Annotated in this window: 18 protein-coding genes; 10 read left to right on the forward strand and 8 right to left on the reverse strand. The window is 69.4% G+C overall.

The window, feature by feature from the left end; all coding sequences use genetic code 11:
* The first annotated feature begins 66 nt into the window (after window positions 1–66).
* The 3 genes from F8O03_RS12245 (at window position 67) to F8O03_RS12255 (ending at window position 3,978) form a co-directional block, all read left to right on the forward strand.
* A complete protein-coding gene (locus F8O03_RS12245) occupies window positions 67–1,134 on the forward strand; it encodes a YihY/virulence factor BrkB family protein (protein WP_151424108.1) in 1,068 nt (355 codons plus the stop codon).
* A 64-nt stretch (window positions 1,135–1,198) separates the two neighbouring features.
* Window positions 1,199–2,737: a class I adenylate-forming enzyme family protein gene (locus F8O03_RS12250; RefSeq protein WP_151424109.1), complete on the forward strand. Its 1,539-nt coding sequence runs from the start codon at window positions 1,199–1,201 to the stop codon at window positions 2,735–2,737.
* Between the two features lie 11 nt (window positions 2,738–2,748).
* Window positions 2,749–3,978 carry a beta-ketoacyl-[acyl-carrier-protein] synthase family protein gene (locus F8O03_RS12255; RefSeq protein WP_244296244.1) on the forward strand — a complete coding sequence of 410 codons (1,230 nt, stop codon included), beginning with the start codon at window positions 2,749–2,751 and terminating at the stop codon, window positions 3,976–3,978.
* Between the two features lie 230 nt (window positions 3,979–4,208).
* Here F8O03_RS12255 and F8O03_RS12260 read toward each other — a convergent pair whose 3' ends face one another.
* From F8O03_RS12260 to ptsP, 4 genes are all read right to left on the reverse strand, one after another.
* The gene (locus F8O03_RS12260) at window positions 4,209–5,024 is read right to left on the reverse strand and encodes a MetQ/NlpA family ABC transporter substrate-binding protein (protein WP_151424111.1); all 816 of its coding nucleotides are present in this window, start codon (window positions 5,022–5,024) and stop codon (window positions 4,209–4,211) included.
* 57 nt (window positions 5,025–5,081) lie between these two features.
* A complete protein-coding gene (locus F8O03_RS12265; protein WP_244296247.1) occupies window positions 5,082–5,741 on the reverse strand; it encodes a methionine ABC transporter permease in 660 nt (219 codons plus the stop codon).
* 20 nt (window positions 5,742–5,761) lie between these two features.
* The gene (locus tag F8O03_RS12270; protein ID WP_244296249.1) at window positions 5,762–6,502 is read right to left on the reverse strand and encodes a methionine ABC transporter ATP-binding protein; all 741 of its coding nucleotides are present in this window, start codon (window positions 6,500–6,502) and stop codon (window positions 5,762–5,764) included.
* A 304-nt stretch (window positions 6,503–6,806) separates the two neighbouring features.
* Window positions 6,807–8,498: a phosphoenolpyruvate--protein phosphotransferase gene (gene ptsP / locus F8O03_RS12275; RefSeq protein ID WP_104312849.1), complete on the reverse strand. Its 1,692-nt coding sequence runs from the start codon at window positions 8,496–8,498 to the stop codon at window positions 6,807–6,809.
* A 154-nt stretch (window positions 8,499–8,652) separates the two neighbouring features.
* Here ptsP and F8O03_RS12280 point away from each other — a divergent pair, with 154 nt between their 5' ends.
* From F8O03_RS12280 to F8O03_RS12310, 7 genes are all read left to right on the forward strand, one after another.
* The gene (locus tag F8O03_RS12280) at window positions 8,653–9,741 is read left to right on the forward strand and encodes a YihY/virulence factor BrkB family protein (protein WP_271984557.1); all 1,089 of its coding nucleotides are present in this window, start codon (window positions 8,653–8,655) and stop codon (window positions 9,739–9,741) included.
* Between the two features lie 61 nt (window positions 9,742–9,802).
* Entirely contained in the window at window positions 9,803–10,651 is an 849-nt protein-coding gene (locus tag F8O03_RS12285) for an exodeoxyribonuclease III (protein ID WP_151424114.1), read from the forward strand.
* A 49-nt stretch (window positions 10,652–10,700) separates the two neighbouring features.
* Window positions 10,701–11,708, forward strand: coding sequence for a tryptophan--tRNA ligase (gene trpS / locus F8O03_RS12290; protein ID WP_151424115.1), 1,008 nt, complete (start codon window positions 10,701–10,703; stop codon window positions 11,706–11,708).
* Between the two features lie 91 nt (window positions 11,709–11,799).
* Window positions 11,800–12,537, forward strand: coding sequence for a polyprenol monophosphomannose synthase (locus F8O03_RS12295; protein ID WP_151424116.1), 738 nt, complete (start codon window positions 11,800–11,802; stop codon window positions 12,535–12,537).
* Window positions 12,538–12,552: 15 nt separating this feature from the next.
* Complete coding sequence (gene ribA / locus F8O03_RS12300; RefSeq protein WP_151424117.1) at window positions 12,553–13,185, forward strand: GTP cyclohydrolase II; 633 nt, start codon at window positions 12,553–12,555, stop codon at window positions 13,183–13,185.
* Between the two features lie 236 nt (window positions 13,186–13,421).
* Window positions 13,422–14,834, forward strand: coding sequence for an MFS transporter (locus F8O03_RS12305; protein ID WP_104252189.1), 1,413 nt, complete (start codon window positions 13,422–13,424; stop codon window positions 14,832–14,834).
* A gap of 187 nt (window positions 14,835–15,021) precedes the next feature.
* Entirely contained in the window at window positions 15,022–17,043 is a 2,022-nt protein-coding gene (locus F8O03_RS12310; protein ID WP_151424118.1) for an ABC transporter ATP-binding protein, read from the forward strand.
* 653 nt (window positions 17,044–17,696) lie between these two features.
* On the opposite strand, the gene F8O03_RS12315 is transcribed toward F8O03_RS12310, so the two are convergent.
* From F8O03_RS12315 to folP, 4 genes are all read right to left on the reverse strand, one after another.
* A complete protein-coding gene (locus tag F8O03_RS12315) occupies window positions 17,697–18,263 on the reverse strand; it encodes an isochorismatase family protein (RefSeq protein WP_151424119.1) in 567 nt (188 codons plus the stop codon).
* A gap of 63 nt (window positions 18,264–18,326) precedes the next feature.
* A complete protein-coding gene (gene dacB, locus F8O03_RS12320; RefSeq protein WP_167516565.1) occupies window positions 18,327–19,790 on the reverse strand; it encodes a D-alanyl-D-alanine carboxypeptidase/D-alanyl-D-alanine endopeptidase in 1,464 nt (487 codons plus the stop codon).
* A 92-nt stretch (window positions 19,791–19,882) separates the two neighbouring features.
* On the reverse strand, window positions 19,883–20,665 hold the full coding sequence (locus tag F8O03_RS12325; protein WP_151424121.1) for a dihydrofolate reductase family protein: 783 nt from the start codon (window positions 20,663–20,665) through the stop codon (window positions 19,883–19,885).
* A 62-nt stretch (window positions 20,666–20,727) separates the two neighbouring features.
* Window positions 20,728–21,654 carry a dihydropteroate synthase gene (gene folP, locus F8O03_RS12330; protein WP_151424122.1) on the reverse strand — a complete coding sequence of 309 codons (927 nt, stop codon included), beginning with the start codon at window positions 21,652–21,654 and terminating at the stop codon, window positions 20,728–20,730.
* Between the last annotated feature and the right edge of the window lie 45 nt (window positions 21,655–21,699).

Below are 21,699 nucleotides of genomic sequence, written 5' to 3' on the forward strand. Positions count from 1 at the left end.
ATGCGACTCCGGCTCCGGAGCGCGCGCCCTCCCCCTCGACTCGCCGCCCCCGCCTAGCCTGCTCCTATGACCACTCCCGGCTCACCCCACGAGACCAGCGTCGTCAAGGCGCAGACGGCCCCGGATGCGAGGGATCCGCGCAAGCCGGAAGGGCTCAAACCGGTTCTCGGTCCGGCATGGCGCTACATCCTGGCGCGCGCCGTCCGCGAGTTCCTGCGCGACAAGAGCACGGTGCTCGCCGCCGCGCTCACGTTCTACATGCTGCTCGGGGTCTTCCCCGCCCTACTGGCGCTCATGTCCGTCATCGGCCTCTTCGGTCTGACGGAGGAGGCGGTGTCGTTCATCGACGAGATGTCGACCTACCTGACCGATCCGACCTTCGCCGAGACGCTGCGGAACACGGTCGAGCAGCTCGGCGAGTCCAGCGGCGCAGGAACTGCGTTCGTGGTCGGTCTGCTCGGTGCCCTCTGGTCGGCGTCCGGGTACGTGAACTGCTTCTCGCACGCCATGAACACGGTCTACGAGATCGACGAGGGTCGCCCGTTCTCGAAGCTCCGCCCGATCATGATGATCTGGACGATCGTCCTCCTCGTGCTCATGCTGCTGATCTTCGGGATCCTGGCGCTGTCCGGGCCCGTGGCCGCGGCGGTCGGCGGTCTCATCGGCCTCGGTGACGCATCGCTCACGGTCTGGAGCTTCGCCCGCTGGCCCATCGTCCTCGTCGTCGTGATCGTGATGATCGCGGTGCTCTTCTACGGAACGCCCAACGTGAGGCTGCCGAAGTTCAAGTGGATGACGCTCGGCGCGTTCATCGCACTGGTCGTGACGGTCGTCGCGAGTGGCGGCTTCTTCTTCTACGTCGCGAACTTCAGCAGCTACGAGCGGCTGTACGGCGGCGTCGCCGGTGTCATCATCGCCCTGCTCTGGCTGTCGATCGTCAACCTCGCACTCCTCTTCGGCGCGCAATGCGACGCGGAGATCGAGCGGGTGCGGGAGCTGCGCGGGGGCATCGAGGCTGAGCAGAGCATTCAGCTGCCGCCCCGCGACACGAAGGCGAGCGCGAAGCGGCTCGAGCAGATCGACAGGGACATCGCGAAGGGTCGCGAGCTGCGGAACGGCGTGGGGCTCGACTGAGGTGCCCGCGCCGGGATGCCCGCTCGCCCCGGTCGTGCTGAGGTTCACGACTTAGACTCGTCCGGTGCCCATCACTCGCACGCTCATCGACACCGCCGACCGCTGGCCCACCCGCACCGCGCTGGCCGGTGACGGCGAGCGCTTCACCTACGGCGAGCTGTCGAGCTCCAGCACCCAGGTGCGGGCAGGTGTCGAGACGCTGCTCGGCTCGTCGGAGCCGGCCGCGAGCGGTGCGTCCGCCGCCGAGACAGGGGGCGTGCCGATCGTGGCGCTCTCCTTGTCACGCGCCATCGACGCTGCCCGCCTGCTGACGGGAGTCATCAGCTTCCGCGGAGTCGCCACCGTGCTCGACCCGCTCTGGCCGCTCGAGCACCGCCTCGAGATCCTGCGCCGAGTCGAACCGGCGCTCGTCATCACCGACGACCCGGAGTTCGCCGAGCAGCTGGACGCCGCAGCCTGGGGTGGGACGGTGACGTCGCTGGCGTCGTTCGACCTAGCCGCCGCGGAGGCGCTCGCCAGGCGAGGCGAGGCGGCACCTGGCCCCGAGGTCAGGCCGCGGGACGAGCCCTTCCTGCTGCTGTTCACCTCGGGCACCACCGACCTCCCCAAGGGGTTCCTCCGCACGCGCGGCAGCTGGGACCACAACGTCGACATCAGCCGCCGCTACCTCGGCACCGCCGACGGCCGCTCGACGATCGCGCCCGGCCCACTCTCGTACAGCCTCACGCTGTACGCGCTCGTCGAGGTGCTCGGGACTGGTGGTTCGCTCCACCTGCAGAGCACGTTCGATGCGCGAGCGGTTGCGCGCACCATCGCGGAAGAGCGCATCGAGCGATTCGTCGGTGTGCCCGCCATGCTGCCTGCCCTCCTCCAGGCGGCACGCCGGACCGAGCTGTCGCTCGACTCGCTCGTTGAGGTCATCACCGGCGGGGCCAACCAGCCCGCGCACATCCGCAGCGGCTTCGAGGAGGCCGTCCCAACGGCTCACCTGCGCAGCTACTACGGGGCCTCCGAGATCGGGTTCATCGGGTACAGCGACGAGGGCGACGGCACGAACCTCGCCCCATTCGCCGGCGTCGAGGTGAGCGTGCGCGACGACGCTGGGGCGGACGTGCCAGCCGGTGAGACCGGCACGCTGCACATCCGCGTGGGGTCAGCCGTCGAGCGATACCTCGCTGCAACGAGCGCAGACCGCATCACCGATACCGAGGGGTGGGCGAGCGTCAACGACCTCGCGTCGTTCGCGGACGGGCGCATCCAGCTGCTCGGCCGCGCCGGTGACGTCGCCGTCTCCGGCGGGCACAAGGTGTCGCTCCCCCAGGTCGAGCGCACCCTGGCCTCGCTGCCGGGTTGCGAGCAGTGCTGCGCCGTCGCGCTGCCGGACGACACGCTCGGCTCGCTCGTGGCGGTCGTGATCGAGGGTGACGCGGATGCGCTCCCCAGCAAGGCGCGGATGCTCGGCCACCTGCGGGCGCGCCTCGCGCCACAGTTCGTGCCCCACCGCCTCTATCGCGCATCCCTGCTGCCACGAACGGCAGGTGGCAAGATCCGCCGCTCGGCCGTCCTCGACCTCGTCACCGCAGGCGACGCGGGGCGGCTGTGAGACGCGCCGTCGTGACCGCCGTCGGTGCGGTCGCCCCGAACGGGCTCGATGTTCCGAGCATCTGGTCGTCGCTGCTCGCGGGCCGCAGCGGCATCCGACGGATCGAGAGCGTTGATGTCGCCGACCTCGCCGTGCGAGTCGCGGGCGAGGTGCGCGGCTTCGTCGCAGCCGACCACCTCCCCAAGCGGGACATCGCCCGCCTCGATCGGCACGCGCACTACGCGGTGGCCGCCGCCGACGAAGCCATGCGCTCGACGGGCATCACGCCAGGGTCGCTGCCATTCGACTCGGCCAGGTTCGCGGCGACCATCGCGACCGGCTCCGGTCCCGTCTCGCTCACCCAGGACGCCGCGCGCATCCTCGACAGCTCCGGGCCTCGCCGCGTGCCACCAGGCGTCGTCGTGTACGGCGGCCCGGACGCAGCCGCCGCGTACCTGAGTGAACGGTATGGCGCGCGCGGCGCCACCGCCGGGCTCTCCGCGACCTGCGCGAGCGGCACCGTCGCCCTCGGCGAGGCGATGCGCACCATCAGGCACGGGTACGCCGACGCCGTGCTCGTCGTCGCAGCGGACGACTGCCTCAACCGCGTCAACCTCGCCGTCAACGCCACCCTCGGCGCCCTCGCGCTCGGGCACGACGATGCCCCGGAAACTGCCAGCCGCCCCTTCGACCGCGGCAGGCACGGATTCGTGATGTCGGCGGGTGCGGCCGCGCTGCTCGTCGAGTCAGAAGACAGCGCACTCGCGCGCGGTGCCGACATCCTCGCGGAGATCGCCGGATACGGCGCGACATCGGATGCGTACCATCCGACGGCTCCACGACCCGACGGCAGCGGAGCACTCGCCGCCATGCGCGCCGCCCTGGACGACGCAAGCCTCGACGCGAGCGGGCTCGACCACGTCAACGCGCACGGCACGAGCACGCCGCTCAACGACGCCATGGAGACCGCCGCGCTTCGCGAGCTCCTCGGCGCACGCCTGGGCGAGGTTCCCGTGACCGCGAACAAGTCCGCCACGGGCCACCTGCTGGGCGCCGCGGGGGCCCTCGAGGCGGTCATCTCGCTACTCACGATGCGCGACTCCGTGATCCCGCCGACCCTCAACCTCGACGACCCGGAGTACCCGGACCTGGACCTCGTCGCGCACGAGGCGCGCCCCTCCCGCATCCGCACCGTGCTGTCGAACTCGTTCGGCTTCGGCGGGCACAACGCGTCGCTGCTGCTGCGCGAGTTCAGCGCCTGACCGCCGCGCCGAGCCCACGGCTCCACTCCCCGCCGACCGCGCGCCCGCACGTGCGCCCACGCGCCCGCCCGCACGCTCGCCCGCGAACGCTCCCAGCCCGCCCGCGAACGCTGCCAGCCATCTGGTCCGAATGACGCCCCGAGAAGGGCGCATCGACTGGCGGTGATCGCCTCAGCGAAGGCCGTCTGGGCCATTCGCCTGGCAGCGATCCGCGGCGGTGACCCTGCTCGCTAGAAGGCCGGCGGGACGTCCAGCGACTCGAGGGTCTCCCGAACCTCGTCGCTCGTGAACGCCTTCTCGAGTGCCGTGATCTCCGGAGTGCCGAGCTTGTCCTCGCGTGTCACGAGCGTCACCGCGAACTGCTCATCCTGCTCGACGGCGAGCCCGTTGTCGACGGGCGTCAACCCGAGCTGCCGCGCGAACGACGGCAGGTTGAAGACCGCGTCCGCCTCCTCGTAGGCCGTGTTGAGCTGCAGCAGGTCGACCTGCGTGATCGCAAGCTCGCGCGGGTTCTCGATGATGTCCGTCACCTTGGCCGTGAAGCGGTCGACGCCCTCGTCGAGGGTGATGATGCCGCCATCGGCAAGCAGCTGCAACGCGCGTCCAGCGTTCGCGCCGTCGTTGGGGATGACGACGCTGCCACCCTGCGGCAGCTCGTCAAGCGAAGACAAGGTCTTCGAGTAGAACGCGACGACCGTCGAGTAGATCGGCGTGACGCCCGCGAGCGACGCATCGTTCTTGGTGTTGAACTCCTCCATGAACGGCACGAACTGCACGAAGTTCGCGTCGATCTCCCCGTTCTCGACGAGGACGTTCGGCTGCACGTAGTCGGAGACTGGGACGAGCTCGATCTCGTAGCCGTCCTCGATGGCCTCGGCCGCCGCCTCCACGACATCCGTCATCGGGGTGACCGTCGCCGCCACCTTGATGGTGACGACGTCGCCACCGCCGCTCGCCCCGCCGGCGGTCGGCGCGCATCCGGCGGCGAGGAGGGCGAGGGATCCGACGGCAAGCGCGGCCCCGATCGTGCGGAGTCGAAGTGTCATAGCTGGTGGTTCCTTTTCGGTGCGTTCGAGGGCTGGATGCGGGGGGGCGGGATGCGGTCAGCGCCGGTCGAGCGCCACCGAGAGCCGGTGGCCGCCGGTCTGCAGCAGCTGGACGCACACGATGACGATCACGATGGTCGTGTACATGAGCGGGTAGTCGTACTCCTGGTATCCGAACCGGAGGGCGAAGTCGCCGAGGCCGCCGCCGCCGACGACGCCGAGCACCGTCGAGTAGGAGAGCAGGCTGATCGCGGCGGAGGTGAGCGCGTAGACGAGTCCGCTGCGCGCTTCGACGAAGAGGAACCGGGTGACGATCTGCCCGGTGTCGGCCCCCATCGACCTCGCCGCGTGCAGCACGCCGGACGGCACCTCGAGCAGGATCTGCTCGACGAGCCTCGCGTAGATCGCGACGCCGACGAAGCACAGCGGGAACGTCGCGGCCTGCGTGCCGAACGTCGTGCCGAACACGAGGCGGGTGAGTGGGATGAGGAAGACCACGAAGAGCAGGAACGGGAACGAGCGCACGACGGTCACGTAGAGGTTCGCTGCGCGCCAGATGACGCGGTTCTCGCGCACCCCGCCGGGGCGGGTCAGGAAGATGACCACGCCGAGCGGCAGCCCGAGCACGATCGCAGCCGCGAGGGAGAAGACGAGCATGTAGCCCGTCTCGCCGAGCGCCTGCCAGATGGCGTCGGCGTTGGCGGTGAGAGAGGTCACGATGCTGTCGAGGAGCTCCATCACGAACCGAGCACCCGCTTGGCGTGCTCGACGTACGAGCCGCGGTCGTCCCGAGCGCTGTGCTCCACCGTCACGATGCCCTGCAGCCGCCCCTTGTCGAGAATGGCGGCGCGGTCGCAGATCGCCTTGACGGCGGCGAGCTCGTGCGTGACGAGCGCGATGGTCGTGCCGAAGTCGTCCCTGGTGGAGGCGAGCAGCCGCAGGATGTCGCTTGTCGTGCGCTCGTCGAGCGCGGACGTGGGCTCGTCGCAGAGCAGCAGCGGGGGCCTCGTCACGAGGGCCCGAGCGATGGCGACCCGCTGCTTCTGCCCGCCGGAGAGCTGGGCTGGATAGGCGCTGCCGCGGTCGCTGAGACCCACGTAGTCGAGCAGCTCATCGACGAACGCGGGCTCGCGGCGCCGTTGGAGCCGAAGCGGGAGCTCCACGTTCTGCCGAGCCGTGCGGTTCGCGAGCAGGTTGAAGCTCTGGAACACCATGCCGATGCGGCGGCGCAGAGCCCGGCGCTCTCGTTCGCGCATCCCGGACGGGTCGGCGCCCTCGATGAGCACCCGACCCGCGCTCGGCGTCTCGTCGGCGTCGAGCAGCCGCAGCAGCGTCGACTTGCCGGCACCCGACTCCCCCACGATGCCGATGATCTCACCGCGGTGCAGCTCGAGGTCGATGCCGTCGAGCGCAGGCGCGCCGGCCCCGTACCGCACCGTGACGCGTTGGAGAGCGGCCACGGGGCCGAGTTCAGGCATGCGCATCCCGTCGTTTTTTGGATTGTGTGCAACTATACGCGAACCGCGCTCGCCGTGCCGATCGAGGGTGGACACTCGCGATCGAGCGTCCACCCTCGACTCGGGATGGCTTCCTCGCTTCCGGATGGGTTGCAACCCATCCCGACGCGCGTGGCCCATCCCGAGACCACGGGTAGTGAGCCCGCCGCAGCTGGCGCAGAGAATGAGCGCACAGCAGAGCGGGGTGCGTCCGGAAGGTTCCGGATGCACCCCGCTGGGGATCTGGTCAGCCGGGCGGAGATCCGCTCGGCTTCAGAACGAGTGGCTAGACCTCGACGACGGGCACGGCCGTCGTGATGACGCCGCGCGTCGCGAGCGCGTCGACGACGCGGCCCTTCGCGCCCTCCGCGGACTTCGCGAAGATCGCGAGGTGCGCGATCTCCTTCGCCTGCTCGAGCGTGACGCGCTTGAGCGCCGCGCGGACCTCGACGAACGCGGGAGGCGCCATCGAGAGAGAGCGCACGCCGAGCCCGACGAGCACGATCGCGAGGTTCGGGTCGGCCGCAGCCTCGCCGCACACGCCGACATTCTTCTGGTGGTGCTCGCCCGCGTCGCCGATGCGCTCGATGAGTCGAAGCACGGCCGGGTGCCACGGGTCCTGGAACGCGGCGACGCTGCCAAGCAGGCGGTCCGCGGCCAGCGTGTACTGCGTCAGGTCGTTGGTGCCGACAGAGACGAAGTCGCTCGTCTCGAGGATCTGCTCGGCCAGGAGCGCGGCAGAGGGAACCTCGATCATGCTTCCGGCCGTCATGAGGCCGTACTCGCGGGCGAGCGACGTGAAGTGCTCGCTCTCGTGCGCGTCGGAGACCATCGGGGCCATGACCCAGACCTTCGCCTCGGTCGCGGCCTGAGCGTTGGCGAGCGCCTGGAGCTGATCGCGGAGGATCTGCTCCTTCTTCATGAGCACGCGGATGCCGCGGAGTCCGAGAGCCGGGTTCGGCTCGTCGGCCTCGGTGAGGAACGCGAGGGGCTTGTCGGCCCCGGCGTCGAGGACGCGCACGACGACCTTCTTGCCAGGGAAGTGGGCGAGCGCGGCCGTGTAGTCAGCCGTCTGCTTCTCCACCGTCGGCGCGGTGTCGCTGTCGAGGAAGAGGAACTCGGTGCGGAAGAGGCCGACGCCCTCGGCGCCGAGAGCGGCTGCGCGCTCCGCATCCGCCGGCTTGCCGATGTTGGCGAGGATCTGCACGGGTGTGCCGTCTGCGAGCTCACCCGGCTCGACCGGGGCGGCCTTCATCGCCGCGACGCGGTCGATCTCGGCCTGCGCCTCAGCGATGCGCTCCGCACTGGGCTCGGTGATGACCTGCCCCTTGGCCGCATCGACGACGATCGTCATGCCGTCGAGCAGGCTGTCGGCTTCCTTGACGGCGACGACGGCGGGGAGGCCCTTCTCGGCCGCGAGGATGCCCGTGTGCGCCTTCGGGCTGCCGTCGCGAGTGACGAGCGCGAGCACCTTCGACAGGTCGAGCTTCGCCGTATCGGCAGGCGCGAGGTCGTGCGCGACGAGGATGAACGGGGTGTCGCTCGAGGGCACCTCGGGGGCGGGGACGCCGCGGAGCAGCGCGATGACGCGCTGCGAGACATCACCGAGGTCGGTGGCCCGCTCAGCGAGGTAGCCGCCGAGGCTCTTCAGCATCTCGGCGAAGGAGGAGAAGGATTCGAAGACGGCGCGCTCGGCGGTCTTGCCGGCTTCGGTGGCCGACTTGATGCTGTCTGCGAGCGACGGGTCCGCAGCCATCATGGCCTGCGACTCGAGCACGTTCTTCGCGGCGCCGTCGACCGTCGCCGCGCGAGCGGTGAGGGCCTCGCCGGTTTCACGGAGTGCCTCGATCGCTCGCTCGTACTCGGTCGCGGCGTCGCCAGTGGCGCGCTCGTCGGCCGGCTCGGGGAGCGGATCAGGCATGCGCAGGACTTCACCGAAAGCGACGCCGGTCCCGACGCCAAACCCCGTGTATTTCATAGCAACTCCTTCGTGCTGGTAACTCAGACAGCGTATCGGCACAGCAACGTAGGCTTCGACCGTGACCGAGCAAAACTCAGGCAAGAGTTCGCGCAGTTCCACGTTCGCGCCGCCGTTTCCGAAGTTCCCCCCGGAGGCGCCGTTCGGCGAGCGCATGAAAGCGCTGATCGCCTGGGCTCAAGCTACTCGCCCTGCCCGAGTCTTCGCTCATTTCGGGGCAAGAAGCGCCTCGGTACTCGCTGGCGGCATGGCCTATTCCGCTATCTTCTCCATCTTCGCGGGTATCTGGCTCCTCTTCTCTGTCGCGGGCATCTTCCTCGCGACCAGTCCGGAGCTGCGCGACGGGCTCATCGGAGTGCTCAATTCCTCGCTTCCGGGCCTGATCGGCGAAGACGGCGCCATCGACCCGAGCCTGCTCGAGAACACCGGCGCATTCGGCTGGGCGAGCGCCATCGCACTGGTCGGTACCCTCGGCACCGCGCTCGGCTGGCTCGCCCAGGCGCGCACGGGCATCCGCACGATCTTCGACGTGCCCGTCGCCACGAAGCGCAACTTCGTCGTGCAGAAGCTCATCGACCTGGGCTTCCTCCTGGCGTTCGCGATCGCGCTCGCCATCTCGGCGGCGCTCACCGTGCTCTCCTCCACGTTCCTGTCGTCGCTGCTCGAGACCGTGGGCATCGACGAGTCGAGCGGCTTCGCGCTGGTCGTCATCCGCATCGTGACGGTGCTGATCCTCCTCGCATTCGACACCGTCGTCCTCGCCGGCATCCTGCGCATCCTCGCCGGCCTGCGCATCCCGACCCGTTCCCTGTTCTTCGCCGCGTTCCTCGGGGCGATCATCATCGGCGTCCTGAAGCAGATCTCGACCGCGCTCATCGGCGGTGCGACGAGCAACCCGCTCGTCGCCTCCTTCGCGGTCCTCCTGGGCCTCATGATCTTCCTCAACCTGCTCTGCACGGTGCTGCTGCTCACCGCCTCGTGGGTCAAGGTGACGATGGATGACATCGGAGCGTCTCCGAGGCTCCTCACCGCGAAGGAAGCCAGGGAGGAGTCGACCGACACCATCCTGCGCGCCGAGCGTCAGAAGATCGCGACCGAGGTCATCGAGGCGAGGGAGCGCCTCAACGCGGCGCCGCGCTTCTTCCGCTGGAAGGCGATGGCCGAGTACCGCTCCCTGCTGCGCGAGCAGCGTCGCGTCGAGGCCGAGGCCCAGCGTCGCCGCTTCGAGGGCGGACGCGTCTAGCGTCGGTCGCAGCGACAGCGCCCGGGACCCCGTGTCGGTGGTCGCGTCTAGACTCGAACCCATGCCAAAGACCATTCGCATCGCGTCAGTGAACGTCAACGGAGTCCGTGCCGCCTACAAGAAGGGCATGGGCGAGTGGCTCGCTGAGCGCGACGTCGACATCCTCGCGCTGCAGGAGGTGCGTGCACCCACCGACGAGCTGCACAAGCTCATCGACACGGCCGACTGGGAGCTGCACGACCACCTGGCCACCGCGAAGGGGCGAGCCGGTGTCGCGATCGCATCGCGCATCCCGATCCGCGAGGTCCGCACCGACCTCGGGGCGGACGACTTCGACTCGGCCGGCCGCTGGCTCGAGGCCGACTTCGACATCGACGGCACTCCGCTGACCGTCGTGAGCTGCTACGTGAACTCGGGCGAGGCAGACACGCCGAAGCAGGACGAGAAGTGGAAGTTCCTCGACGCCATGAGCGCGAGACTCCCTGAGCTGCAGGCGCACAGCTCGCACTCGCTCGTCGTCGGCGACCTCAATGTCGGGCACACGAAGCTCGACATCAAGAACTGGAAGGGCAACGTGAAGCGCGCGGGCTTCCTGCCGCGCGAGCGCGCCTACTTCGACCGCATCTTCGGGGAGAGCGGTGCCAGCGTCGAGGGTGCGGACGGCTCCACCGGCACCGGGCTCGGCTTCGTGGATGTGGGCCGCCGCCTCTCCGGCGAGGTCGAGGGCCCGTACACGTGGTGGTCGCAGCGCGGCCAGGCCTTCGACAACGACACGGGCTGGCGCATCGACTACCACGTCGCCACCCCTGACCTCGCGCAGCGGGCCGCCACCTACGCCGTCGACCGTGCGGCGAGCTACGACACTCGCTGGTCGGACCACGCGCCTGTCGTCGTCGACTACACGTTCTGAAGCACCTTCACACTCGCGTCACCAACCGCACGACCCCGAGGAACAACAGATGACCAAGCCCGTGCTCTTCTCCGGCATGCAGCCCTCAGCCGACTCGCTCCACCTCGGCAACTTCGTGGGCGCGCTCAGCAACTGGGTGCCCATGCAGGAGGACCACACGGCCATCTACTGCGTCGTCGACCAGCACGCCATCACGGTGCCGTTCGAGCCGGCGTCTCTGCTCGAACGCACCCGGGTGACGGCGGCGCAGTACATCGCGGCCGGGATCGACCCCGAGCGTTCGATCCTCTTCGTGCAGTCTGCCGTCCCCGCGCACGCGCAGCTGCAGTGGGTGCTCTCCACGATCACCGGCTTCGGCGAGGCAAGCCGCATGACGCAGTTCAAGGACAAGTCGCAGCGGTACGGCACCGACACGACCACCGTCGGCCTCTTCACCTACCCCGTCCTCATGGCTGCCGACATCCTCCTGTACCAGGCCGCCTCGGTGCCGGTCGGAGAAGACCAGCGCCAGCACATCGAGCTGACGCGCAACCTGGCGGAGCGCTTCAACAGCCGCTTCGGGACCACCTTCGTGGTTCCGGAACCGCACATCATGAAAGAGACCGCGAAGGTCTATGACCTGCAGAACCCGACGGCGAAGATGTCCAAGTCGGCCGAGTCCGACGCCGGACTCCTGCGGCTCCTCGACGATGAGAAGGTCACGCGCAAGAAGATCATGCGCGCCGTGACCGACGCCGACGGTGAGATCCGCTTCGACCGCGAGGCCAAGCCCGGCGTCTCCAACCTCCTCACGATCGCCTCGGTCCTCTCCGGATCGACGATCGACGACGTCGCCGCCCAATACGCTGGTGGTGGGTACGGCGACTTGAAGAAGGGACTCGCGGAGCTGGTGGAGTCGACGTTCGCGCCCATCCGCGAGCGCACCAACGAGCTCCTCGCCGACCCGGCCGAACTCGACCGCATCCTCGCCCGAGGCGCTGAGCGCGCCAACGAACTCGCAGTCAGCACGCTCGATCAGGTCTACGAGCGGGTCGGGTTCCCCAAGCCGATCCGCTGAGCCTCCTCCCCCGCCGGCCTCTGGATCGTGGGCTGTGCACAGCCCACGAGGTCGCATCATTTCCGGCTCCTCCCCGCGCTAGGATGACGCAATGCCCGAAACGCTCGTCATCATCCCCACCTACAACGAACGCGAGAACGTCCGCTCCATCGTGGACCGCGTTCTTGGTGCCGACTCGCGCATCCATGTGCTGGTCGTCGACGACAACAGCCCGGACGGCACCGGCGATATGGCCGACGAGATGGCCGCGGCGGATGAGCGCGTCAGCGTGCTGCATCGCGCAGGCAAGCTCGGGCTGGGCACTGCCTACCTCGAGGGCTTCGCCATCGCAGCCGAGCGCGGGTACACCTACGTGTTCGAGTTCGACGCCGACGGATCGCACCCGCCGGAGCGGCTGCCCGAGATGATCGACGCCCTCGACGCCGGCGCTGGCCTCGTCATCGGCACACGCTGGATGCCGGGCGGACGCACCGAGAACTGGCCACTGCAGCGCCAGATCCTCTCCCGGGGAGCGTCGATCTACGCGCGCGTGCTGCTGCAGAGCAAGATCCGCGACATCACGGCCGGCTACCGCGGCTACCGCGTCGCCCTCCTCCAGGGCTTCGACCTCACCCGCATCAAGAGCGCGGGCTACTGCTTCCAGATCGAGATGGCCTGGCTCTTCGAACGATCCGGCATCCGCGTGAGCGAGGTGCCGATCACGTTCGTCGAACGCCAGGAAGGCGCCTCCAAGATGTCGAGCGACATCATCGTCGAGGCAGTCTGGCGCGTGTTCGCGTGGGGCCTCGGCTACCGACTCGGCGCATTCTCGCGTCGAGCCGCTCGGTAGAACGAAAGCGACCCCATGAGCGATTCCCCAGCGTCCATCACCTTCGAGGCGGAGACCTCGATCCCCACCAGGCACGGCGTGCTCCGCTTCCGCGCCTACACCGATGACGCGAACGGACAGCTGCACCTCGCCATCATCTCCGGCGAGCCGGAGAACGGCGCCATCGTCCGAGTGCATTCCGAGTGCCTCACCGGGGAAGCCTTCGGCTCGCTGAAGTGCGAGTGCGGACCACAGCTCGACGCCTCCCTCGAGGCCATCGGCCGAGACGGCGGCATTGTCCTGTACCTGCGCGGCCACGAGGGTCGAGGCATCGGCCTCCTCAACAAGCTCCGCGCCTACGCCCTCCAGGAGCAGGGGCTCGACACGGTGGATGCGAACCTCGCGCTTGGCCTGCCCGCCGACAGCCGTGCCTACACGGCCGCCGCGCAGATGCTCGACGACCTCGAGATCTCCCGCATCCGCCTGCTCACGAACAACCCGGCGAAGGCTGAGGCGCTCGAGGCCCACGGCATCACCGTCGAGGAGCGCGTGCCCCTCGAGGTCGGCCGTGAGGATGCGAACCTGGCGTACCTCACGACCAAGGTCCAGCGCATGGGGCACATCATGAGCGAGCTCCCGCAGCTTCCGGGTGACGACGCAGCGAGCTGAGCTGCGCCACGCCGTCGCGGCCAGGCCACCGCGCTGGGTAGGGGGCCAGCGAAAGCGACGAATGCGGTGTAACCTCTTCTCGGCCGGAAGCCACAAGCATCCGGTCGAACTCGCGTCAGCAGACCTGCAATCAACCGGGCCGGGCGCGTTCCATCCACCGCTGCTCTGAGTTCCTGCACCGCGCAACCCGCACCGAAACCGCGTCTCACCAGCGAGCCAGCTGTCTCAGGAGCAACGTGTCATCCCCCAGCAAGACCACGCCAGGTGCATCGGCCGAGGAGTTCGAGGTCAAGAACTCCCGCGGGAAGGTCCTCACCGCGAGCCTCGTCGGAACTTCCATCGAGTTCTACGACTTCTACATCTACGCGACCGCGGCGAGCCTCGTCTTCCCCGCCCTGTTCTTCCCGAACGACAACGAGACGACGGCGCTGCTCGCCTCGTTCGCCGTCTTCGGCGTCGCGTTCATCGCACGCCCCATCGGTTCCATCCTCTTCGGCCACTTCGGCGACCGGATCGGCCGCAAGGGCACCCTCGTCGCGACGCTCCTCACCATGGGTATCGCGACCTTCGCGATCGGCCTCCTCCCCACGGCGCTCACGCCCGGCTGGGAGATCCTCGCGCCGACACTGCTCGTCATCATGCGCTTCTGCCAGGGCCTCGGGCTCGGCGGCGAGTGGAGCGGCGCTGCCCTCCTCGCCACCGAGAACGCACCAGCGGGCAAGCGCGCCATCTACGGCACCTTCCCGCAGCTCGGCGCCCCCATCGGCTTCATCCTCGGCAACCTGCTGTTCGTGCTGCTCTCCCACTTCATGAGCGACGAGACGTTCTTCGCCTGGGGCTGGCGTGTGCCGTTCCTCCTCAGCGCGATCCTCGTCATCGTCGGCCTCTGGGTGCGGATCAGCCTCATGGAGACACCCGCGTTCGAGAAGGTCGTCCAGGCCGGTGAGGTCTCCAAGGTCCCGCTCTTCGCGGCCTTCAAGACCAGCTGGCGCCAGATCATCCTCGGCACGTTCATCATGCTCGCCACCTACGTGCTCTTCTACATGATGACCGCGTTCACGCTGTCCTTCGGCACCAAGGCAACCCGCGAGCAGGCTGCCGCGAAGGCTGCAGAAGCCGGCGAGCCCTTCGACCCCAGCACCTGGGTGCCTGGGCTCGGGTACCAGCGCGAGACGTTCCTCATCATGCTCATCGTGTCCGTCGTGTTCTTCGGCATCTTCACGCTCGTCTCCGGCCCGCTGGCCGAGAAGTACGGGCGCCGCAAGATGCTGCTCTGGACCACGGGCGCGATCTTCGTCTTCGGCTTCGCGATGACGCCGCTCATCGGCCTCCACGAGTTCTTCGGCCCGCAGGCGATGCTCATCATCGGCATGACCCTCATGGGCCTCACCTTCGGACCCATGAGCGCCGTCCTGCCCGAGCTGTTCCCCGCCAACGTGCGCTACACGGGCAGCGCGATCGCCTACAACCTGTCAAGCGTGTTCGGCGCCGGCTTCGCGCCGACCGTCTTCATCGCCCTCTGGGCGTTCGGCGACGGCAGCCCCTTCTGGGTCGGCGTGTACCTCGCCGGTGCGGCCGTGCTGACGTTCGGTGCGCTCCTGCTCTCCAAGGAGACTCGCGACATCGCCTACGTGACCAACACGAAGTAGCTCTCGCACCTCGTCGACGGGGCCGTGCATCCACCGCGGATGCTCGGCCCCGTCGTCGCTGCTGGCCCGCGCCCAGCCAGGCAAGTCGTTTCAGGTCGCGCCGGGTACCCTTGGCGGGTGCGCGCACACGACTGCGCGCCATCGGCGTGCGCGCACTCCAGCGCGCTGCGGGCGAAAGGCCAGGAGTTTGGGCGACAAGCCAGTAGGTTCAGCATCCGTCGGCGGCGAGGACACGTCGCAGAAGAAGCGGGGTGGCTTCCTCGGGCGCCCGCCTCGCAAGGAGTCTGGGGCGCCGAGGGCCACGTTCAAGCAGCTCCTCCCCCACCTGCTCGTCAACAAGCCGCTCCTCGCCGGCATCATCGCGATCAGCATCTTCAGCTCGGCGTTGAGCCTCGCGCAGCCGCTGCTCGTCAACGTGCTCATCGGGCAGGTCGAAGTCGGCACGATCGCCGCCTGGGTCGTCTGGGTGCTCGTCGGCGCCGTTGTCCTCGGCGCGATCGCGAACGGCGTCCAGCACTTCCTCCTCCAGCGCACTGGCGAGTCGATCGTCCTCAACACCCGCCGCCGTCTCGTCGCGAAGCTGCTGCGGCTGCCCGTCGCGGAATTCGACGCCCGCCGAACGGGTGACCTCGTATCGCGCGTCGGCAGCGACACCACGATGCTCCGTGCCGTGCTCACGCAGGGTCTCGTCGAGGCCATCGGCGGCGCGCTCACCTTCATCGGCGCCGTGATCGCCATGATCGTGCTCGACGGCGTGCTCTTCCTCATCACCTTCGCCGTCGTCGTCGTCGCGCTCCTGCTCGTCGTCGGCATGTCGATGCGCATCCGCGAGGCCAGCGCCGCAGCACAGCAGAAGGTCGGCGACCTGACCGCATCCGTCGAGCGCGCCATCTCCTCCGTCCGCACCGTGCGGGCGTTCGGGGCGACCGAGCGTGAAGAGCGCCTCGTCGACGCCGACGCGGTCGGGGCGTACGAGCGCGGCCTCGACGTCGCCCGCATCTCGGCGTTCATCGTGCCCGTCGCGGGCTTCGCCATGCAGGGCGCGCTCATCGCAGTGCTCGGCGTCGGCGGGCTCCGCGTCGCCGCGGGCGACCTCAGCATCGCCAACCTCATCGCCTTCATCATGTTCCTGTTCATGATGATCATGCCCCTCGGCCTCTTCTTCGGCGCCCTCACCGCCGTCAACACTGCACTCGGCGCCCTGGGACGCATCGAGGAGATCATCGCCATCCCCGAAGAGGGATCCGGCGACCGCACCGAGGCGCCGCTTGCTGTCCTCGAGGGACCGGCCAACGAGCACGCGGCTCCGGATGCGCCCGCCGTCGAATTCGACGCGGTCTCCTTCCACTACCCGGAGAACGTCGTGCGCGCACGCGCCGCGCGCGAGCGCGCTGCCGCGAGACTCGAGACGATCCGCCGCGAGTCCTCGCGCGGCGGCATGGCAGCGGCCATGACGGGTGCCGCCTCCGATCCCGACGCCCGCCTCTTCGCCGAGGACGGTGCACAGGCCCGAGTCGAGGCGCCCCTCGTGCTCGACGGCGTCAGCTTCGCGCTGCGTCGCGGTGAGCGTCTCGCCCTCGTCGGCCCCTCAGGCTCCGGCAAGTCCACGGCCCTCGCCCTGCTGGAGCGCTTCTACGACCCGACAGGCGGAAGCATCCGCCTCGGCGGCGTCGACCTGCGGTCCATCGACCGGCAGCAGCTGCGAGCGCAGCTCGGCTACGTGCAGCAGGATGCGCCCATCCTCGCCGGCTCCCTGCGCGAGAACCTGCTCCTCGGGCGGCCGGACGCCGACGACGTCGCCTGCGAGCAGGTGCTGCGCGAGGTGAACCTCGGTGACGTGCTCGACCGCAGCGACGACCGCCTCGACACCCAGGTCGGCGAGTCCGGCGTCATGCTCTCCGGCGGCGAGCGGCAGCGCCTCGCCATCGCGCGCGCCCTGCTCTCGGCCCCGCCCATCCTGCTGCTCGACGAGTCGACATCCGCACTCGACGGCGCCAACGAACGACTCATGCGCGACGCACTCGACAAGGTGTCCGAGGGCCGAAGCGTCATCGTCATCGCGCACCGCCTCTCGACCGTCGTCGACAGCGACGAGATCGTCGTCCTCGAGCACGGCCAGGTGCTCGGCCGCGGCAAGCACCTTGAGCTCGTCGACACCGTGCCGCTCTACCGGGAGCTCGCGCAGCACCAGCTGCTGCTCCCTCGCTGACGCCGCGGCGGCCCGCACCTTCGCCGACGCCTCCGGTCCGGCCCGGCCCGGCCCGGCCCGGCCTGGCCTGGCCTGGCCTGGCCTGGCCTGGCTTGGCCTGACCCACGCCCCGCCCACGCCCCCGAGTTCGGGATGGGAACGTGACTTCGTTCAGGAAAACTATCCAGCACGAAGCGACTTTTCCATCCCGAAGCCCGGAGGTCGAGACCCGATCAGCGCGCTCGGGGCACAAAGCATGCCAGTTTCGGGATGGGTTGCGCGCTTCGGGATGGCTTGTACCCCATCCCGAAGCGTGCAGGCCATCCCGGATCGAAGGGCCGGTCGACGCGGCAGCAGCCGGCACGCCCGTGACCACGCCAACGCGCAGCAGCTCGGCGCGAACACGGACGCAGACACACGGGCACAGACACACGGACACAGACGCGCCCCCATCCGTTCCGCCCGCGAAACGCTGCTTTCGGGATGGGAAGATCGCCGCGGTCTGGGATGGGAAAATCGCCGCGGTCTGGGATGGGAAAATGGCCGCGTTCGGGGAAGTTTCCCCGAACGAAGCGACTTTCCCATCCCGAGACGCGGAAGACGGAACCGGTCAGCGCGGAGGCGCCGAGGCGACTCGGGCGACGGCGGACCGCCGTCGCGCGAGGGAGCCGGGGCTACTCGACCGTGATGCCGGCGGCGCGGAGCTCCTCGAGGGCAGCGGCTCGCGTCTCGGCGCTGACGGCGGAGGTGAGTCCGTCGATGACGCGCACCGTGAACCCGGCCCGTTGTCCGTCGAGGGCGGACGCGCGCACGCAGTGGTCGGTCGCGATGCCGACCACGTCGAGCTCGTCGACGCCTCGTGCGCGCAGCGCGTCGGCGAGCGTCTCGCCCTCTGCCGTCGCACCGTCGAACGCCGAGTACGACGGTGACCCCTGGCCCTTGAAGATGTGCAGGTCGACGAGCTTCGTGTCGAGGGCTGGGTGGTAGTCAGCGCCAGCGGTCCCGGCGACGCAGTGCTCCGGCCAGCTGTCGACGAAGTCGGGCTGCGCGTGGAAGTGTCCGCCGTTGTCGCTGTCCGCGTCGTGCCAGTCTCGGGACGCGGCGACGACGTCGTACTGCTCGCGACTGCTGGCGAGGTGCTCGGTGATGCCGGCTGCGACGGCCGCACCGCCGTCGGTCTCGAGGGCGCCGCCCTCGGTGAAGTCGTTCTGGACGTCGACGATCAGCAAAGCACGGCTCATGTCACCAGTCTGCCGCAGGCCGCCTGGATGGGCCAGGCGCACCCGGATCGCGCCCGGCGGACGTCACCAGTTGGCGAGGGACGCTCCGCACGAGTAGGTGCGCGCGGCGATGGTGTCGAGCGCGTCGCGGTTCGCGGGGGTGACGGCACCGACGACGAAGAACGCGAACGTGAGCCTGCTGCCGTCGGCGGCGGTCAGGTATCCGGCCAGGCCGTAGACCTCGTTGATCCAGCCGGTCTTCGCGGTGATCGCCCCCTGGGGCACTCCGAGCGGAGTGAGCCTCGATTGCAGGGTGCCCGTCTGGCCTGACGCGGGGAGGTCGTCGAGCAGCTGGGAGGCGGCGACGTCGGGCTGCGAGATGGTCTGGAGGAGCTCTGCGACCAGCTCGGGAGGCACACGGTTGTCGGCGGAGAGGCCGGACCCGTCAGCGAGCACGAGTCCGCTCGTGTCGAGGCCCAGCGTCGTGAGCGCCTTGCTCGTCGAGTCCTGGATGGCGCCGAAGTCCGTTCCGACGCCCTGTTCGATCGCCACGAGACGCGCGAGCATCTCGGCGACGTTGTTGTCGCTGTCGATGAGCGCGTAGTGCACGAGTTCGGAGACGGGTTGGGACCAGACCTCGCCGAGCAGCTTGGCGCCGTCCGGCGCAGACCCGTTCGCGCCCGTGGTCGAGGCGCCGAGCCTCGTGGCGAACGCGGCGGCCGCGGCCCCGCTCGGATCCTCCGTGCGGGGCGAGACGAGGCTCGCCGGGTCCTGGCGTCCGCCGTCGACCATGAGCGCGGAGATGGGGCTGATGTAGCCGTCCGTGCGGTCGGCCTGCGACCAGGACGGCTGCCATTCGGCGCCGCTGAACGCCGACTCGTCGACGAGCACCTGCGTGAGCGCGGTGCCGGAGAGGCTCGGGTCGTTCGCCCATGCCGTCCGGGTCTGCGCGGCGAGGTCGGCGAGCGTCGCCGTGGCGCCGGAGTAGTAGCTGGCCGCGCCGGTATCGGTCGAGGCGAGCGTCACGTCGCCCCCGCCGACGATGACGACGCTTCCGGGCTCGCTGCCTGCGTAGACGCGGGTCGGGATGCGGAAGTCGGGGCCGAGCACCTCGATCGCGGCAGTCGTCGTGAGGAGCTTCATGACGGAGGCCGTCGGCACCGCATCCGTCGCCTTCCGTTCGTAGACCGTCTCGCCGCTCTGGGTGTCGACGACGACACCGTGGAAGTCGAGTGCGGCGCCGGCACTGGCGACGTCTTCGATGGAGCATGTGCGGACGGGCTCTGCCGCGGGGGCCTCGACGGGGGTCTCCCGGACGGCACCGAGTGTCTTCGGGCCGAGCTCATGGGCCTCGCCCGCGAAGGCAGGGGCCGCGACGGCGAAGCCGCCTCCGCCCGCGGCGAACCCTGCACCGAGCGCGAGGACGCCCGCGAGGGCGAAGCCGATCAGGCGGCCAGCACCTGGGCGCCGCGTGCGCGCGCTGCCTGAGCCGGCCATGTCACCTCCGAATGGAACCTGGGCGATCCGCGTCTCGTGACGCCGCGCCAAGCTGCCAGTCTAGCCAGCGCTCGGGTGCGTGCCGCCTGACGTCCCGCACGCGACCCGGGCCGCCGGTTGCGCAGTGCGATCTCGAGATCGGGTCAGCTGAGCCCGGCCGAGCGCCGGTAGTGGAGCAGCAGCGTGTGATCGCTTTCGAGGACCCCAGCGAGAGCCAGCGGATGCTGCGCGAGGGTCTCCGAGTGCGCGATGCGCCCTTCCGGCCCGCCCACGAGCACGGGCGACACGGTGAGGCAGAGCTCGTCGAACGCACCCTGCGCGTTGATCTCGCCGAACAGCGAAGGCCCACCCTCGCAGAGCACCTCGGTGTGGCCGATCTCTCGCAGCATGGCGCGCAGCTCGGTGACGTCGAGGGTTCCTGGGCGGTCCGGATGCTCCGGCACGGTCAGCACGGTCGCGACCTCACGGAAGGGTGCGAGCCGTTCCGGGTCGGAGACCGGGGTGACGACGATCGGCGGAACGGGTGCGTCCGCGAACATCTCGTGCTTGGGGTCGAGGGCCAGGCGGCTCGAGACGATGCCGAGCGTCGGGTGCGCCGGCCGTCCCCGCGCTTCACGCCACGCGACAGAGGCCTCGGAGACGCGCAGGCCGACGTATCCCTCGTCTCGGAGCGTGCCTGCGCCGACGAGCACGAGGTCGGCGAGGCGACGCAGCAGCTCGAAGACCCGATGGTCGGCTGCCGTGCCGAGGCTCCCCGACCGGCCGTCGCCGCCCACGGCGGCGCCGTCGACGCTCGCGACGAAGTTCAATCGGAACGCGCCGTTCGCGGGGTAGGCGTAGTGGGCGAGCAGCTGCTCGTCGTCGAGCCACCCGTGCTCGCCTGCTGGGCCGAGCAGCGAGCGGATCGCCGCGGATGGAGCGTTCATGGTGAGAGCATGCCACGCCGATGTGCGCGGCAGTGGTGAGTTGGATGCGAGCGGGGTGCGCGCTACAGGTTGTGGCGGGTGTAGGCGGGAGCGCGGAGCCCGAGAATCGCTTCGGTCATCCTCGTCGCATCCACAGCTTCTGGCACGTTGTGCATGCGGACGATGCGAGCGCCGAGCAGGATGCACGCGACGGCGGATGCAAGGGAGCCCGCGACCCGGTTCCGCTTCTCCCGATCGAGGGTCTCCCCGATGAAGTCCTTGTTGGAGACGGCGGCGAGCGTGGGGAAGCCGATCGATGAGATCTCGTCGAAGCGCCTGGTCAGCTCGAGCGTGTGCATGGTGTTCTTGTTGAGGTCATGCCCGGGGTCGATGATGAGCTGCTCTTCACCGACGCCGAGTTCGAGGGCACGTTCGGCGCGTGCTTCGAGGAACGCCCGCACCTCGCCGACGACATCGTCGTAGTGCGGGCGCGTGAGCTCCGCCCTCGGCGCCGCGACGCTGTGCGTGATGACGAGCTGCACGCCGGAGGCCGCCACGACTCTCGCGAGGTCCTCATCGCGGAGGCCGCTCGTGTCGTTGATGATGCCCGCGCCCGCCTCGATGCAGGCCTCCGCGACGCGCGCACGGTACGTCTCCGCGGAGATCGGCACGCCCGTGCGCTCGCGGACAGCGCGGATCACCGGAACGACCCTGGCGATCTCATCCGCCTCCGAGAGCTCTTCCCCTGGAGCGAACGGCTGCCCGCCGATGTCGACGATGTCGGCGCCTGCGCGCTCAGCGGCGAGCACCGCATCCACCGCGCTCTGGAGACCGAATGTCGCCCCGTCGTCGTAGAAGGAGTCGGGGGTGCGGTTGACGATCGCCATGACGGCGACCCGTCGCGAGAAGTCGAACGGCTCGCCGGGTCCCAGCTGGTGCACCGGGCTCCGCAGCGCCGGGAACGCGAGTGGCGGATGCTGATCGGGGAGGTGGTGCCTGCGCTCGAGCATCTGCTCAGCGTACGGGAGGCGGGGTGACCGGGAAGACAAGAGCCC

Source organism: Pseudoclavibacter terrae (genome assembly GCF_008831075.1).
Classification (GTDB): domain Bacteria; phylum Actinomycetota; class Actinomycetes; order Actinomycetales; family Microbacteriaceae; genus Pseudoclavibacter; species Pseudoclavibacter terrae.